General features: G+C 54.2%; 17 protein-coding genes. 15 read left to right on the plus strand and 2 right to left on the minus strand.

Annotated features, from left to right (window positions below; genetic code table 11):
* Positions 1–24: 24 nt before the first annotated feature.
* The 8 genes from iscU (at position 25) to QSV34_RS02005 (ending at position 6,969) form a co-directional block, all read left to right on the plus strand.
* Positions 25–417: a Fe-S cluster assembly scaffold IscU gene (iscU, locus tag QSV34_RS01970; RefSeq protein WP_289151539.1), complete on the plus strand. Its 393-nt coding sequence runs from the start codon at positions 25–27 to the stop codon at positions 415–417.
* Between the two features lie 21 nt (positions 418–438).
* Positions 439–759, plus strand: a complete 321-nt coding sequence (iscA, locus tag QSV34_RS01975; RefSeq protein ID WP_289151541.1) for an iron-sulfur cluster assembly protein IscA — start codon at positions 439–441, stop codon at positions 757–759.
* A 76-nt stretch (positions 760–835) separates the two neighbouring features.
* On the plus strand, positions 836–1,366 hold the full coding sequence (gene hscB / locus QSV34_RS01980) for a Fe-S protein assembly co-chaperone HscB (protein WP_289151543.1): 531 nt from the start codon (positions 836–838) through the stop codon (positions 1,364–1,366).
* Positions 1,367–1,475: 109 nt separating this feature from the next.
* Positions 1,476–3,341, plus strand: a complete 1,866-nt coding sequence (gene hscA, locus QSV34_RS01985) for a Fe-S protein assembly chaperone HscA (RefSeq protein WP_289151545.1) — start codon at positions 1,476–1,478, stop codon at positions 3,339–3,341.
* A 1-nt stretch (position 3,342) separates the two neighbouring features.
* The gene (gene fdx / locus QSV34_RS01990) at positions 3,343–3,681 is read left to right on the plus strand and encodes an ISC system 2Fe-2S type ferredoxin (protein WP_289151547.1); all 339 of its coding nucleotides are present in this window, start codon (positions 3,343–3,345) and stop codon (positions 3,679–3,681) included.
* 188 nt (positions 3,682–3,869) lie between these two features.
* Entirely contained in the window at positions 3,870–4,064 is a 195-nt protein-coding gene (gene iscX / locus QSV34_RS01995; protein WP_289151549.1) for a Fe-S cluster assembly protein IscX, read from the plus strand.
* Positions 4,065–4,349: 285 nt separating this feature from the next.
* Positions 4,350–6,284: a sensor domain-containing protein gene (locus tag QSV34_RS02000; RefSeq protein ID WP_289151551.1), complete on the plus strand. Its 1,935-nt coding sequence runs from the start codon at positions 4,350–4,352 to the stop codon at positions 6,282–6,284.
* Positions 6,285–6,468: 184 nt separating this feature from the next.
* Positions 6,469–6,969 (plus strand): hypothetical protein, encoded by a 501-nt coding sequence (locus QSV34_RS02005; RefSeq protein ID WP_289151553.1) that lies wholly within the window; start codon positions 6,469–6,471, stop codon positions 6,967–6,969.
* 80 nt (positions 6,970–7,049) lie between these two features.
* Here the strand turns inward: QSV34_RS02005 and QSV34_RS02010 are convergent, their stop codons facing one another.
* Together QSV34_RS02010 and QSV34_RS02015 are read right to left on the minus strand one after the other, a co-directional pair.
* Positions 7,050–7,358, minus strand: a complete 309-nt coding sequence (locus tag QSV34_RS02010; RefSeq protein ID WP_289151555.1) for an AzlD domain-containing protein — start codon at positions 7,356–7,358, stop codon at positions 7,050–7,052.
* Positions 7,355–8,032, minus strand: coding sequence for an AzlC family ABC transporter permease (locus QSV34_RS02015; RefSeq protein WP_289151556.1), 678 nt, complete (start codon positions 8,030–8,032; stop codon positions 7,355–7,357). Before QSV34_RS02015 ends, QSV34_RS02010 begins: the two co-directional genes overlap by 4 nt.
* A gap of 182 nt (positions 8,033–8,214) precedes the next feature.
* Between QSV34_RS02015 and ndk the strand changes: the two genes are divergently transcribed.
* The 7 genes from ndk (at position 8,215) to QSV34_RS02050 (ending at position 14,630) form a co-directional block, all read left to right on the plus strand.
* The gene (ndk, locus tag QSV34_RS02020) at positions 8,215–8,640 is read left to right on the plus strand and encodes a nucleoside-diphosphate kinase (RefSeq protein ID WP_289151557.1); all 426 of its coding nucleotides are present in this window, start codon (positions 8,215–8,217) and stop codon (positions 8,638–8,640) included.
* 35 nt (positions 8,641–8,675) lie between these two features.
* Entirely contained in the window at positions 8,676–9,827 is a 1,152-nt protein-coding gene (gene rlmN / locus QSV34_RS02025) for a dual-specificity RNA methyltransferase RlmN (protein WP_289151559.1), read from the plus strand.
* A gap of 15 nt (positions 9,828–9,842) precedes the next feature.
* Entirely contained in the window at positions 9,843–10,628 is a 786-nt protein-coding gene (pilW, locus tag QSV34_RS02030; protein WP_289151561.1) for a type IV pilus biogenesis/stability protein PilW, read from the plus strand.
* 288 nt (positions 10,629–10,916) lie between these two features.
* Positions 10,917–11,339 (plus strand): helix-turn-helix domain-containing protein, encoded by a 423-nt coding sequence (locus tag QSV34_RS02035; protein ID WP_289151563.1) that lies wholly within the window; start codon positions 10,917–10,919, stop codon positions 11,337–11,339.
* Between the two features lie 94 nt (positions 11,340–11,433).
* Positions 11,434–12,552 (plus strand): flavodoxin-dependent (E)-4-hydroxy-3-methylbut-2-enyl-diphosphate synthase, encoded by a 1,119-nt coding sequence (gene ispG, locus QSV34_RS02040; protein ID WP_289151565.1) that lies wholly within the window; start codon positions 11,434–11,436, stop codon positions 12,550–12,552.
* A 19-nt stretch (positions 12,553–12,571) separates the two neighbouring features.
* Positions 12,572–13,912 carry a histidine--tRNA ligase gene (gene hisS, locus QSV34_RS02045; RefSeq protein WP_289151566.1) on the plus strand — a complete coding sequence of 447 codons (1,341 nt, stop codon included), beginning with the start codon at positions 12,572–12,574 and terminating at the stop codon, positions 13,910–13,912.
* A 1-nt stretch (position 13,913) separates the two neighbouring features.
* A complete protein-coding gene (locus QSV34_RS02050) occupies positions 13,914–14,630 on the plus strand; it encodes a YfgM family protein (protein WP_289151567.1) in 717 nt (238 codons plus the stop codon).
* Positions 14,631–14,656 lie beyond the last annotated feature (26 nt).

Raw genomic sequence — 14,656 nt, forward strand, 5'->3', positions numbered from 1 at the left:
TGAAAGGCAGCTTGGAGAAACAAAATGGCTTACAGCGATAAAGTTCTGGATCACTACGAAAACCCCCGCAATGTGGGGAAGATGGATGACAATTCTGACAACGTCGGTACCGGCATGGTGGGTGCTCCCGCCTGTGGCGATGTGATGCGCTTGCAGATCCAGGTGAGCGACGAGGGCGTAATTGAAGACGCCAAGTTCAAAACCTATGGTTGTGGTTCCGCCATTGCCTCCAGTTCTTTGCTGACCGAATGGGTGAAAGGCAAAACTCTGGAAGAAGCCGGTGAAATCAAGAACACCGAGCTGGCGGAAGAGTTGGCTCTGCCACCGGTAAAAATTCACTGTTCAGTACTGGCGGAAGATGCCATCAAGGCAGCCATCAAGGACGTGCGCAAAAAGCGTGGCGAAGAGCAGCAGTAAGCGGACTTTGGAGCAGTAGAAATGGCAATTACCATGACGCCAGCGGCGGAAGATCATGTTCGCAGTCACCTGTTAAAGCGCGGTAAAGGGCTGGGTATTCGCTTGGGGGTGCGTACCTCCGGCTGTTCTGGCTTGTCCTATGTGCTTGAATTTGTCGACGAAGCAGACGATGCGGATACGGTGATTGGCGATGACGTTAAGTTGTTTATTGATCCGAAAAGTTATGCTTACCTGGATGGCACTGAACTGGATTTTGTCAAAGAAGGGTTGAACGAAGGCTTTCAATTCAACAACCCCAACGTCAAAGACGAATGCGGCTGTGGCGAATCCTTTCACGTTTAAGGTTTTTGAGTAATATCGTAGGGTGGATTAGCGCAAGCGTAATCCACCTTTTGTTTTATTGGGGAAGTACTTTTTCGTGGAAAACGGCAACAGCTTTTTTGAAATTTTAGGGATTTCCGAATCCTTCACAGTAGATTTGCTGGTGCTGTCAGAACGCTACCGCGAACTGCAGCAGCAATTTCACCCGGATCGCTATGCGGACAAACCGGAGCGGGAGCGCAACCTCGCAGTGCAATGGTCTGCCACTATTAACCAGGCATTTGACACTTTGAAATCGCCCCTGAAGCGGGCCCAGTATTTGCTGGAACGGCAGGGTCTGGATAGCACCGGGGAATCCACTGTAAGTAGCGACCCCATGTTTTTAATGACGCAGATGGAATTGCGAGAATCCCTTGCTGATGTTCGTGATAATAACGACCCTTTTGCCGCCCTGGACGAATTGCGTAGCCGGGTGAGCAGCGACTACCGCGATCAGCAGGCCTCGTTTGCTCAATATTACGATGCTGGTGAATACGACAGCGCACTGGATACCGTGGCAAAGATGCAGTTCTCCAGTAAATTGCTGGCAGAAATGGAATTGCTGGAAGAAGATTTGGACGCTTTATGATGTTTTTACTGTAGGGTGGATTAGCGTCAGCGTAATCCACCATATAATCCGATGCGGTGGATTACGCTGACGCTAATCCACCCTACTTATCACAGCCATCATTGAATAAATGAGTTTATTACAAATTTCCGAACCGGGCCTTTCCCCGGAACCCCACCAGCGGCGCCGTGCGGTTGGTATTGACCTCGGTACTACCAATTCACTGGTGGCCACCGTGCGCAGCGCCAGCGCCGAAACTTTGCCCGATGAACAGGGGCGTCATTTGTTGCCCTCGGCAGTGCGGTACACCAGCGATGGCGTTGTGGTTGGCGACAGTGCTCGGGCCGCTGCCGCCAGCGACCCGTTGAACACCTTGCTGTCAGTAAAGCGCTTTATGGGACGCGGCCGGGAGAATGTGGTTTCCCTTGGCAGTGAATTACCTTACCAGTTGGCCGAAGGAGAGGGCATGGTGCGCTTCGATACCGCTGCCGGTACCGTCAGCCCGGTTGAGGCTTCTGCGGAGATACTGAAAAAACTGGCCTCCCGTGCCGAAGCCACTCTGGATGGCCCGCTGGACGGCGCGGTGATTACCGTGCCCGCTTATTTTGATGATGCCCAGCGCCAGGCCACCAAAGATGCCGCCACTCTGGCTGGCCTTAAAGTGTTGCGCCTGCTCAACGAACCCACCGCAGCGGCAGTGGCCTATGGGCTGGATCAGCAGGGTGAGGGGGTGATCGCCGTTTATGACCTCGGAGGCGGCACCTTTGATATTTCCATTTTGCGGCTTTCACGGGGTGTATTCGAGGTGTTGGCAACCGGGGGGGACTCCGCCCTGGGTGGTGATGATTTCGACCGCGCTCTGGCCCAGTGGCTGAGGCAGCAGGCCGGTCTGGATGAATCACTGACCCCAAGTCAGCAGCGCCAACTGCTGGATGCGGCCCAGAGCGCCAAAGAAGCGCTGTCCAGCGCAGAATCTGCCAATGTGGATGTTGTCGGTTGGAAAGGGCAAGTCACTCGCCAGCAGTTAAACGAACTGATCGATCCATTGATTCAAAAAACCCTGCGTGCCTGCCGCAAATCTCTGCGCGACGCGAGTCTGGACGTCGCCGATGTAGACAACGTGGTGATGGTGGGCGGCTCCACACGCGCCCTGCGGGTGCGGGAAAAAGTCAGCGAACTGTTTGCCAAACCGCCGCTGACCGATATCGACCCGGATCGGGTAGTGGCCATCGGCGCTGCCCTGCAGGCGGATGTACTGGTGGGCAACAAGCCCGACGACGAAATGCTGTTGTTGGACGTGATTCCGCTGTCACTGGGTTTGGAAACCATGGGTGGGCTGACGGAAAAGGTTATCCATCGCAACACCACGATTCCGGTGGCCAAAGCCCAGGAGTTCACTACCTACAAAGACGGCCAGACTGCCATGGCTATCCATGTGTTGCAGGGGGAGCGGGAGCTGGTGGCAGACAATCGTTCCCTGGCGCGTTTTGAACTGCGCAATATGCCTCCTATGGCGGCGGGTGCGGCGAAGATTCGGGTGACTTTCCAGGTAGACGCAGATGGCTTATTGAGTGTATTCGCCAAGGAGCTAACCAGTGATGTAGAGGCTCATATTGAAGTAAAGCCTTCCTATGGCCTGACCGACAGCGAAGTCACCTCCATGTTGCAGGACTCCTTTGAGCACGCCCGCGATGATATGCAGGCGCGGGCATTGCGGGAGCAGCAAGTGGAGGCTCAGCGTATGGTGGAAGATTTGAACGCCGCGCTTGAACTGGATGGCCGTGCCCTGTTGTCGGCGGATGAGTTTCATTGCCTGGAAGTGGCGGTTGAGGAGTTGGCGGATTATGCTCAAGGCAGCGACCACCGCGCCATCGCCCGTCACATAGAAGCAGTGGCCAAGGCCAGCGAAGAATTTGCCGCCCGCCGTATGGACAATAGTATCCGCAAGGCCTTGGCAGGCCATCACCTTGAAGATTTTGAACAGAGCGACAAATAGCATGCCGAAAATCGTTTTTATGCCCCACGAAACCATCTGCCCGGAAGGCAAAGTGGTAGAGGTTGAATCGGGAGTCAGTGTTTGTGATGCGGCCCTGAAAAATGGCATCCATATTGAACACGCCTGTGAAAAGTCCTGTGCCTGCACTACGTGCCATGTGCACGTCCGGGAAGGCTTTGAGTCGCTGGAAGAAGCGGACGAACTGGAAGAGGATTATCTGGACAAGGCTTGGGGTGTAGACCCGGACTCCCGCCTCAGCTGCCAGGCTTTGGTGGCATCCGAAGACCTGGTGGTGGAAATTCCCAAGTACACCATCAACATGGTGTCGGAGAATCATTAGTACGAGAGATGGGAGACGAGAGATGAGAGACGTAAAGCTGTCCTTTTGTGTCATTCTGAGCGTAGCGAAGAATCTCAAGGCTTAATTCGAAGTACGAGATTCTTCGCTACGCTCAGAATGACAGCAGTGGGATTTTACGTCTCCCATCTCACGTCTTTCATCTCCCGTTTTACTGGAGGTAAAACACAATGAAATGGATCGATACCCTGGATATTGCCATCGAACTGGCAGACAGTAAGCCCGACGTAGACCCGCGTACCGTTAACTTTGTGGATTTGCGCAACTGGGTGATGGCGCTGGATGGCTTTGACGACGATCCCGACCGCTGTGGTGAGCGCATATTGGAAGCCATTCAAATGGCGTGGATCGACGAACTGGATTGAATTTCCTTAAACCCCCGTCATTGCGAGCCGCCGCAGGCGGCGCGGCAATCTCGTCCGGTTAAGTAGCAGATTGATGGAGATTGGTTGTACGCTACGCTCAGCCCAAGGGCTGCCCAAATCAAAGATTTGTCACTGCTTTCGCAATGACGAGAGGTGACTTAACCCTGGCGATCTGCCCACAAACCATTTGCCCGCAAACCAGCCCCCGGCGTAGAATGGCAGAAGCGCCATCGCAGCAAATAAAACACCTAAAAAAAGCCAACATAAAACTGTCGCGGGGATTCTATGAGCTCTAAAGAGGAGCTTTATAAGGTACTTCTGGAGATATCTCCCTACGGCACCCTGTTCTTTGTTTATGGCGTCTGCATTGAATGCAACGACAAAGCCATGACCCTGCTGGGCTGCGAGCGCAGCCACCTGATTGGCGCTTCTCTGGATGAAATCTCCGGCGACGAATCCTCCGCACTTATTGACCTCAAGCTGCAACTCAAGCGCGCTGTTAACAGCGACCAGAAGCGTCTGCAGTGGCGCTGCCCGCAGGGCTCTGGTGATGGCGTTGATATCGATCTGTGCATTGAACCAGTGCCCCACAACCCGCGGGAATTTGTGGTGACGCTGATGGAGGCGAGGGCCAACTCTCAGGCTCAGCCTTTATCGCCGCAGCCCGTTCGCCAGCCAGAAAACGCAGCCCCCCAACAAACTGCTGAGCCGGAACCGCCGGCTATCAATCGGCCGGAGCAGAAAGAAGACCCGGAACAGGTACTGCAGGCTGCCATGAGCGCTGCCGCCCGAGCGGTAAAGGAAAAGCCGGAAGTCGCAGAACCCAGGCAAGCCAGCCCCGAAACTGAGGTTGTAGAGCAGGAAGTCGTTGTTGAGCCACCTTCAGCGGCTCAGGAAGCGCCCAAGCAAACTCACCAGGACAGGGTGTTCGACAGCCTTACCAAACTCCCCAATCGGCAGTTCCTGATTGAATCTCTGGATAAGTACTTCGACGCCACCCGCACCGAGGAAATCTGCGGTGCCCTGTTGATGATCGACCTGGACAATTTCAAGGACATCAATGACTCCTGGGGCCACACCGTTGGCGACCAGGTGGTGAAAAAAGTGGGTTCTGCCATCGCTCATATTGTGCGCGGCGATAACGTGCTGGCGCGCCTTGGCGGCGACGAGTTTGTGTTGTTTATCCCGCAGATTTCCGACAGCGTGTCTCAGGCCGCCTGGGACGCCCAGGCAATGGCGGAGAAGGTGCGCGAATCCATTGCCAACCCGATTTTTATCGATGGCCATGAGCTGGTTCTTACCGCCAGTATCGGCATTGCCCTGTTGACCGATAATGACCTCACCTCAGAGCGGGCGCTGCAGTACGCCGACAGCGCCATGTACGAATCCAAACGCAAGGGTCGCAACGGCATCGCCTTTTTCGATCCTTATATCACCGAAAAAGCCCAACGCCAGATCGGCCTCAATATCCGCCTGCGCAAAGCCCTGGATAACCAGGAATTTGCCCTTTATATCCAGCCGCAAATTGAGGTAGATACTGGCCGCGTGATCGGCGGCGAGGCCTTGTTGCGCTGGGTGAATACCGAGAAAAGCCACAATATGCCCTCGGAGTTTATCCCGGTCTTGGAATCCTCCGGGTTAATCGTCAACGTGGGCCACTGGGTAATCCGTACCGCCTGTGAATACCTGCGCAATTTTATCGACGAAGGCATTTGGCGCGACGGTATGCAAATGGGCATCAATATCAGCCCCCGCCAGTTCCGTGACCCGCAGCTACTGGAAGTGGTACAGCACAGCATCACCAGCTACAACGTGGACCCGCGCCATCTTAACTTTGAGGTCACCGAAAACCTGCTGATCGAAGATGTGGACGAGGTGGTGAGCAAAATGAACGCCATCAAGTCGCTGGGTTCCTGCTTCTCCATCGACGACTTCGGTATCGGCTACTCGTCCATGATCTACTTGAAGCGCCTGCCGTTCGACCACCTGAAGATCGACCGGGAATTTATCCGCAATATCCACCGCGATCCGGAAAGCCGCGGAGTGGTAGAAGCCATTATGGCGGTATCCCGCCAGTACGGCTTGCAAGTGATCGCCGAAGGAGTGGAAAACGCCGAGGCCCTCAACGTGCTCACCAAAGTAGGCTGCGATAGCTACCAGGGCGCCCACTACAGCATGCCAGTGCCGGTAGATCGGTTCCGCGAGCTGCTTGTCGCTTAACCCCCGTCATTGCGAGGAGCGCAGCGATGCGGCAATCTCCTGAATTTGGCACCCGGCCAGACGTCGGAAGTCTGACGTCAAACGCAGTTGGGCTTCGCCCAACGATAGCCAGTTTCTATTCAAAATAAACGAGTCCCGAAAAATAAGCGCGTTTTTATAATTATCATGTGCTGGCGATAATCCCATGAAACTCAAGTTGTTTGTTTTATCTCTCGCCATAGTTGTCTTTACGCCAGTATTTGCATGGGAACCTGAACAGGCTCCAGCTAACAGCATATTAATCAAATATGATCTTTTTGAACCATATGGTACTACTGAGGTTGAAGTATCAGTGGATTCGAATGGTTACATAGAAACTCTTCAGATAAGAACTGGCATCAAATGGGTGGATGTCCCAAAAAAGGATTTAACTAAATATAGGCACCCAAGTTTGCCTGATACTGAAATCATGCATTACGGAAATTATGATGATGAGAGTGGTTTAGGTGGCTCATTTTCTCTTTGTATTCCATATGGACCATTAAAGAGAGTTGAAGATGGAAAATATTGGCAGAGAGCAGTTTTAGCCATACAGGTAACCCCTAATGCTGAATATGTGAAGGATATAAAATTTCCAAAAGATGGGGTCTATTATGAGGAAATGAATGGTTGCCAGGCAGCTGCACAAGAATTGTATGGTCTTTAAAATAATAAACGAGAATCAAGGGCGGTAAGGGCACAGATTTATTTTCTCGAATTTGGTCGCTCCAAATAATTGCTTGCTGATCAAAGCAAGTGTTTCAGGATAAGAAAAACTCCCATACCTGTTACCAGGGTAAATACATGATTTCGCGTAAAGTGAGCGACTATTGCCGCGGCAGTTAACCCCGCCAGTTCAGCAATGGTAATTGCCAGATTTCCGTCTTTATCCATCAGCAGTGTCACCAACAATGCGGATAGGGTTGCCGGGGCGACATACTGCAAGGCTCGTTGTAGTGCCTGGGGCATTTTCCGATTGGCAAACGCCAGAATGAACACGGCCCTGCAAGCGTACGTGCCAAGACCAACAAGAAAGATGGCGAGCAGTGGGCTCATGGTTTTATCCTCTCAGCAATAATGCCTGCTGCAACACCGGCCACAGCGCCAACCAGTAATCCCGTACGATTTGGCAATTCTATACAGGCCAGTGTTACTCCGGCACCGACAAGAGCGGCAACCAGCTTGGGGGGCTTATCAATACCCAGTACGATCAAGCCGAGAAATAATACCGGGACTGCAAATTGCAGGTGCCAGGATTCCGGCACCTGCGGGCCCACAAGCAACGCAAATGCGGTGGTGATTTGCCATATAACCCAAAAAGTAAACCCGGCCGTCAGGTAGTAAATTCGAAAGGCGTCCGGGTGCTCAGCGGTTCGCAGCATGGCCAGAGCAAACACCTGGTCAATCAGCAGGTAGGGGCCAAAAAACTGCATCCACCTGGGCTGCTGTTGAAAGCTGGGGGCGATGGCTCCGGAGTACATCAAATGCCTGGCGTTTACCACCAGTGCTGCGCCAATCGCGGCAATCGCGGTCACCCCTGAGCCCAACAGGGAAATCAACGTCATTTGCGCGGCTCCGCCAAAGATAAGCCATGAGCTTGACCAGCCAACAACTGGATTGATACCCGCGCTAATGATGGCCAGCCCGATCACAAAAGCGAACGGCACCGCTGGCAGGCACAAGGGCAGGGTATCTATCAGGGCTTGTCGGATGATATGGGGGTGCTTCATTGGAGTGGCCTGTAGGTAAATCGTGATTCAGGCAAAACAATACCAGTTTTGTATGCGCTGCGTTTGTTGGCTTATGGTTGTAACCAAGGCTCGCGGAGAGTAAAATTCGCCCCCGATTTTCAAGGGCTGGCGCTTTGCTGGCTCGTGTCTAAACAGTACGCTTACTCTGGAGAAAGCAAGCAATGGCAGTTCAACGCACTCTGTCCATCATCAAGCCCGATGCCGTCGCCAAAAATGTGATTGGCGAAATCGACGCCCGTTTTGAAAAGGCAGGTCTGAAAGTAGTCGCCATGAAAATGGTTCGTCTTAACGAAGAAAGCGCCGGTGGTTTCTACGCCGAGCACAAAGAGCGTCCTTTCTTCCCCGCTTTGATTGAGTTTATGACTTCTGGCCCGGTAGTGGTTCAGGTTCTGGAAGGTGAAGAAGCTGTGGTTGCCAACCGTGATTTGATGGGTGCCACCAACCCCAAGGAAGCGGCTGCCGGTACTATTCGTGCTGACTTTGCTGAAACTATCGATGCCAACGCGGTACACGGTTCTGACTCTCCAGAATCTGCTGCCCGTGAGATCGCTTACTTCTTTAACGCAGACGAGATCTGCGAACGCTAATGTCGGCATCGACGGCGCCTGATGCCGTGCAGCAAATGCCAGCAAACGAGCCCCAGAAGGTTAACCTTCTGGGGCTTTCTGCTGAAAAGCTGGTGGCATTTTTTGCCTCAATTGGCGAAAAACCGTTTCGTGCAACCCAGGTATTGAAGTGGATTCACCAGCTGGGTGCAGAAAACTTTGAGCAGATGACCAACCTTTCCAAGGCGCTTCGCGCCAAATTGGAAGAAAAGGCCGAAATTCGCGCGCCGGAGGTGGTCAGCCAGCAGGATTCCAGCGACGGTACCCGCAAGTGGCTGATTCGCGTCACAGGCGGTAGTTGTGTGGAAACCGTATTTATTCCCGACGGTGATCGCGGCACCCTATGCGTATCGTCCCAGGTAGGCTGCTCCCTGGATTGCAGCTTCTGCGCCACCGGCAAGCAAGGTTTTAACCGCGACCTCACCGCGGCTGAAATCATCGGCCAGGTATGGATCGCCGCTAAATCCTTTGGTCAGTTGGAACCCAAGGCAGAACGCACCGTCACTAATGTGGTGATGATGGGCATGGGTGAGCCACTGCTCAATTTCGAGAATGTGGTCGACTCCATGAATCTGATGCTCAATGACAACGCCTATGGTTTGTCGAAGCGTCGAGTGACCTTGAGTACCTCCGGTGTGGTGCCGGCTTTGGATAAACTGGGTGATGTCACCGATGTGTCCCTGGCTATCTCCCTGCACGCCCCCAACGATGAGCTGCGCAACGAGCTGGTGCCCATCAACAAAAAATACCCCATTGCCGTACTGCTGGATTCCACCAGGCGTTATCTGGAAAAAATGCCCGATACCCACCGCAAGGTGACGGTGGAATACACCCTGATCGACCAGGTGAATGACCGCCCTGAACACGCCCGGCAACTGGCTGAATTGATGCGGGATGTGCCTTGCAAGATCAATCTGATACCCTTTAACCCGTTCAGTCAGTCTGACTACAAGCGGGTCAGCAACAATTCCTTGCACCGCTTTCGGGATATTTTGTACCGGGCAGGCTACACTGTGACCGTTCGCACCACCCGCGGCGACGATATCGCCGCCGCCTGTGGTCAGCTGGCCGGTACTGTAAATGACCGTACCCGCCGCAGCGAACGCTACCGCCAGCAGGCCGCGGAAAAGGTGGCTGATGAGCAGGCGGTTCGTTTTGTAGAGCGTTGATTAAAGGGGATTTGGGTGAAGCTCAGCTGTTGGTTCAAAGGTTTTTCGGTATTTTGCCTGTTGCTGGCAATGTCTGGCTGTGTGACCGAAGAAATCACCTCTCGCGGCCCGGTGGAGGAGATCGACAAGCAGAAGGTTTTGGTAAAGCAGATTGATCTGGGTTTTCGCTACATCGGCCGCAATAATCTCGAAAAAGCCCGTTTTCACCTCAGTAAAGCCCTGAATATTGACCCCAAATCTGCCCGTGCCAATACCGGCTTTGCCCTCATTTACAACAAAGAAGGCGAGAGCGAGCTGGCTGACAAGCATTTTCGCAGGGCTCTCAGTGGCTCGGGTAAAAATACCCAGGCGCGTTTTTATTACGCGGTTTTTTTGCTGGAAAAGCAGCGCATTGACGAGGCCAGAGCGCAACTGGCCAAAGTTACCAAAGACGTCGACTTTAACAACCGTGCACTGGCTTTTTTAAGCCTTGGGCAGGTAGAAACCAAATTGGGTAATGCTCAGGCGGCGCGGGCTGCTTTCGATAAAGCCTTGCGGCTGAACGGCAATATGGCGCTGGCCTACCTGGAAATTGCCGAACTCGAATACACCGACGGCAACTACCAAAACAGTTTTAACTACCTCAGCAACTACCGCCGCCTGGTGCCGCGACCCAATGCCAGAAGTTTGTGGCTGGGTGTGCGCGTTGAACACCGTCGCAACAACCGGGATGCTGAGGACAGCTACGGTTTGGCACTGGAAAAAATGTTTCCTGGTTCCAAGGAGAATCTCGCCTACCAACAGTGGCGAAAACGCCGATAAGGCAGGGGGCGCTCTCAATGGGTCAGTTATTTCTGTTGCCCCTGAAATGGCGCCAGACAAGGCATGAGGAGTGTGGTTTGGTCATTCCAAATGAGCGACGAATAACACAGTATGGCGCCATTTCAGGGGCAACCCGAAGGGCTGGACCCACTTTGACCCTCAGCGGTGTTGCCGTTCGCTTATGTAGAATGACTACACGGCACTCACGGCGCCTTGCTGAGAGTCAAAGTGGGTCCAGCAGTAACAACTGACCCATTGAGAGCGCCCCCTTTACCCAAAAGGCATCACATGCAAGATAACAATAAAGATCAAAGCAGTGACAGGGAAGAGGCTAAACAAAGCTGGCAGACACCGGGTATTGCACTGCGTCAGGGACGCCGTGCCCAGAACCTGACGGAAGACGAAGTGTGCCGGGAATTGGGGTTGCGAATTGGCGTGTTAAAAGCGCTGGAAAGTGATGATTTTGAACGCCTGCCCACGGATGTGTATGTGCGCGGATATATACGCAGCTATTGCCACTTGCTGGGTATGGAAGAACAGCCGGTGCTGGAAAGCTACGAAGCCTATTGCCAGCAACTGCCCGGCAGCCACGGCAAGCCGGCAACAGAGGGGCAGGTGACCAAGCAACAGCCCTGGTGGCAACAGCCAAAAAGCTGGCTGATTGCCGGTGTGGTGTTTTTGGTGGCTGTGGTTTTGGCAGTGCTTTTGTAGTTATTAGTAGTTATTTGATGCCATGATGAGCCGCCCGAAGGGCGACAGTAAGAATTTTTGGTAGTGATATCAGTAGATAAGTCGGTGGTAGTCCGTGCAGTTTGAATCCCCCATTGTAAGACGAAAAACCCGCCAGATTATGGTGGGTGATGTACCTGTGGGCGGCGGTGCCCCCATTTCGGTACAGAGTATGACCAACACCGAAACCACCGATGTGGCGGCTACCGTGGCCCAGGTGACGGCGATTCAGGAGGCCGGTGCCGACATAGTGCGGGTATCGGTGCCCTCCATGGACGCGGCGGAGGCCTTTGGCGAAATTCGCAAGCAAGTGACCGTACCGCTGGTGGCGGACATTCACTTCGACCACAACATCGCCCTGCGGGTGGCGGATCTGGGCGTTGATTGCCTGCGCATCAACCCCGGCAATATCGGTCGCGAGCACAAAGTGCGGGCGGTGATCGACAAAGCCCGCGACCTCAATATCCCGTTGCGGATTGGTGTTAACGCCGGTTCCCTGGAAAAAGACCTGCAGCGCAAATACGGCGAACCCACCCCGGATGCTCTGGTGGAATCTGCCATGCGCCATGTGGACATTCTCGACCGCCTGGATTTTCAGGACTTTAAAGTCAGCGTTAAAGCCTCGGACATTTTTATGGCGGTGGGTGCTTACCGCAAGCTGTCGGACAAAATTGAACAACCCTTGCACTTGGGTATTACCGAGGCTGGTGGTTTCCGCTCCGGTGCGGTGAAGTCTTCTATCGGCCTGGGCCTGCTGTTGATGGAAGGCATAGGCGATACCATGCGCGTGTCTCTGGCGGCTGATCCGGTGGAAGAGGTTCGCGTTGCCTGGGATATGCTGAAAAGCCTGCGGCTGCGTTCCAAAGGCATCAACTTCGTGGCTTGCCCCAGCTGCTCCCGGCAGAATTTCGATGTGGTGAAAACCATGAACGAGTTGGAAACCCGCCTGGAAGATATCACCACGCCCATGGATGTGGCAGTGATCGGCTGCATCGTCAACGGCCCCGGTGAAGCCAAAGAAGCCGACCTGGGCTTAACCGGTGCGTCACCCAGCAACCTGGTTTACATCGACGGTAAGCCGGATCACAAAATCGGCCAGGAAAATCTGGTGGATACTCTGGAAACATTGATTCGCGATAAAGCCGCCGTCAAGGCCGCTGAACAAGAGCAAATTATTGCCCGGTCAGAAGGCTAACTCTACTGCAGGAAATACCTTGAAAAAAATTCAATCTCTGCGGGGCATGAACGACCTGCTCCCCGCCGATTCACCCACGTGGCAATACCTGGAATCTACGGTTCGCAGCCTGTTCACCCAGTATGGCTACCGCGAAGTGCGCACTCCGGTGGTGGAACAGATCGATCTGTTCAAACGCTCTATCGGCGAAGTTACCGATATCGTCGAAAAGGAAATGTACGCCTTTGAAACCTTGGGCGGTGAGCAGGTGTCCCTGCGCCCGGAAGGTACTGCCGGCGTGGTACGCGCCTGTGAACAGCATGGCTTGTTGCACAATCAGACCCAGCGCCTGTGGTATCTGGGCCCCATGTTTCGCTACGAAAAGCCTCAGAAGGGCCGCCTGCGTCAGTTCCATCAGTTTGGGGTGGAAGTGTTTGGCCTGGAAGGACCGGATATCGACGGCGAAATTCTGTTGATGACCGCCCGCCTGTGGCGCCAGTTGGGCATTGCCGACCGGGTGACTTTGCAAATCAATTCTCTGGGAACACCGCAATCCCGCGCAGCCCATCGCGCCGCGCTGGTGGAGTATCTGCAGCAGCACCGCGACCAGCTGGATGCCGACAGCCAGCGCCGTCTGGAAACCAATCCACTGCGCATTCTGGACAGCAAGAATCCCGCCATGGAAAGCCTGCTAGAGGCCGCTCCCAGCTTGCAGGATTATATGGACGACGAATCCCGCGAACACTTTGCTCGCCTCTGCCAGATTCTCGATGCCGCTGGCGTCGCCTACGAAGTGAACCCGCGCCTGGTACGTGGGCTGGATTACTACAGCCGCACCGTGTTTGAGTGGGTGACCGATAGCCTTGGTGCCCAGGGCACCGTTTGTGGCGGTGGTCGTTACGACGGCTTGGTGGAACAGTTGGGTGGCAAACCCACCCCGGCGGTGGGCTTTGGTATGGGCGTGGAGCGCCTGGTATTGATGCTTGACGCACTGGGAGTGGTGCCGGATAGTATCGGCCAAAATTTGGACGTCTACCTCACCGCGGTGGGGGATGTGCAGGTAGCGGCGCTAACGTTGGCGGAGCAACTGCGCAGCCAGTGTCCGGATTTGCGTATCCAGTGCCACAGTGGCGGCGGCAGTTTTAAAAGCCAGATGAAAAAGGCCGACAAAAGTGGCGCCCCGGTGGCGCTAATTTTGGCGGAAGATGAAGTAGCCGCCGGCACGGTTACGGTGAAGTACCTGCGGGAAGAACGTCCCCAGGACACGGTAGCTGCCGATCAATTGGATGAGCTGCTAAACAACTATTTTGGAAAGTGTCATCCTGAGCCGCGAAGCGGCGTAGGGATCTCACAGTCAATCGAATCAAGTACCAGGAGTTAGCGTGAGCGCACATTTAAGTGAAGAAGAACAGGTAGAAGCCCTCAAGCGGTGGTGGCAGCGCAATGGCCGCACCACTATTGTCGCCGTGGTGGTGGGGGTGGCTGCCTGGTGGGGACTGCAGCAGTGGAATCAACAGCAGCAGGCCCAGCAGGAAAATAACTCTTTGCTGTACATCGAAGTTCAACAGTTGGCCGCTGCCACAGGCATCAGCGAGCAACAGCAGACCGAGCTGTGGAATAAATCCAGCACTCTGAAAACTCAGGCGGAAGGCAGTCAGTACGGTTGGTACGCAGCCTTGATGCTGGCCAAGCTGGCGTTTGAAAAACAGGATTACGATACGGCGGCCAGCGAATTGCAGTACGTGATTGATGGTTCCGGCGATGATGGCCTCAACGCCATTGCCAGATTGCGCCTGGCCAAAGTAGAAGCCACTCGCGGCAATACCGAGCAGGCACTGGCGCTGCTGAATGGTCAGGATAACGGTGACATGGCTGCCGCTTATGCGGAGCTGCGTGGCGATATTCATCGCCAGCAAGGTGATAGTGATGCCGCGCGCCTTGCCTACCAGGAAGCCCTCAATGACAGCTCCTCCGGAGACAACCAGTTGTTGAGTCTGAAACTCAACCGCGTCACTCCACTGGACGCGTCGCAAACGCCAACTGAGGATGCCGAACCGGTGGCGGAAACTGATTCCACCGATGCTGACAGCAACCAATAAAACGGGACAACAAAAACGAGATAACT

The organism is Porticoccus sp. W117 (assembly GCF_030341905.1).
Lineage (GTDB): Bacteria > Pseudomonadota > Gammaproteobacteria > Pseudomonadales > Porticoccaceae > SCSIO-12696.

What these genes read in the sequence shown, in the direction of transcription:
- ndk (WP_289151557.1), top strand. Translation starts at nt 8,215, where the DNA reads ATGGCAGTTCAACGCACTCTGTCCATCATCAAGCCCGATGCCGTCGCC.
- iscA (WP_289151541.1), top strand. Translation starts at nt 439, where the DNA reads ATGGCAATTACCATGACGCCAGCGGCGGAAGATCATGTTCGCAGTCAC.
- QSV34_RS02000 (WP_289151551.1), top strand. Translation starts at nt 4,350, where the DNA reads ATGAGCTCTAAAGAGGAGCTTTATAAGGTACTTCTGGAGATATCTCCC.
- QSV34_RS02015 (WP_289151556.1), bottom strand. Translation starts at nt 8,032, where the DNA reads ATGAAGCACCCCCATATCATCCGACAAGCCCTGATAGATACCCTGCCC.
- iscU (WP_289151539.1), top strand. Translation starts at nt 25, where the DNA reads ATGGCTTACAGCGATAAAGTTCTGGATCACTACGAAAACCCCCGCAAT.
- iscX (WP_289151549.1), top strand. Translation starts at nt 3,870, where the DNA reads ATGAAATGGATCGATACCCTGGATATTGCCATCGAACTGGCAGACAGT.
- QSV34_RS02005 (WP_289151553.1), top strand. Translation starts at nt 6,469, where the DNA reads ATGAAACTCAAGTTGTTTGTTTTATCTCTCGCCATAGTTGTCTTTACG.
- QSV34_RS02035 (WP_289151563.1), top strand. Translation starts at nt 10,917, where the DNA reads ATGCAAGATAACAATAAAGATCAAAGCAGTGACAGGGAAGAGGCTAAA.
- hscA (WP_289151545.1), top strand. Translation starts at nt 1,476, where the DNA reads ATGAGTTTATTACAAATTTCCGAACCGGGCCTTTCCCCGGAACCCCAC.
- fdx (WP_289151547.1), top strand. Translation starts at nt 3,343, where the DNA reads ATGCCGAAAATCGTTTTTATGCCCCACGAAACCATCTGCCCGGAAGGC.
- rlmN (WP_289151559.1), top strand. Translation starts at nt 8,676, where the DNA reads ATGCCAGCAAACGAGCCCCAGAAGGTTAACCTTCTGGGGCTTTCTGCT.
- QSV34_RS02010 (WP_289151555.1), bottom strand. Translation starts at nt 7,358, where the DNA reads ATGAGCCCACTGCTCGCCATCTTTCTTGTTGGTCTTGGCACGTACGCT.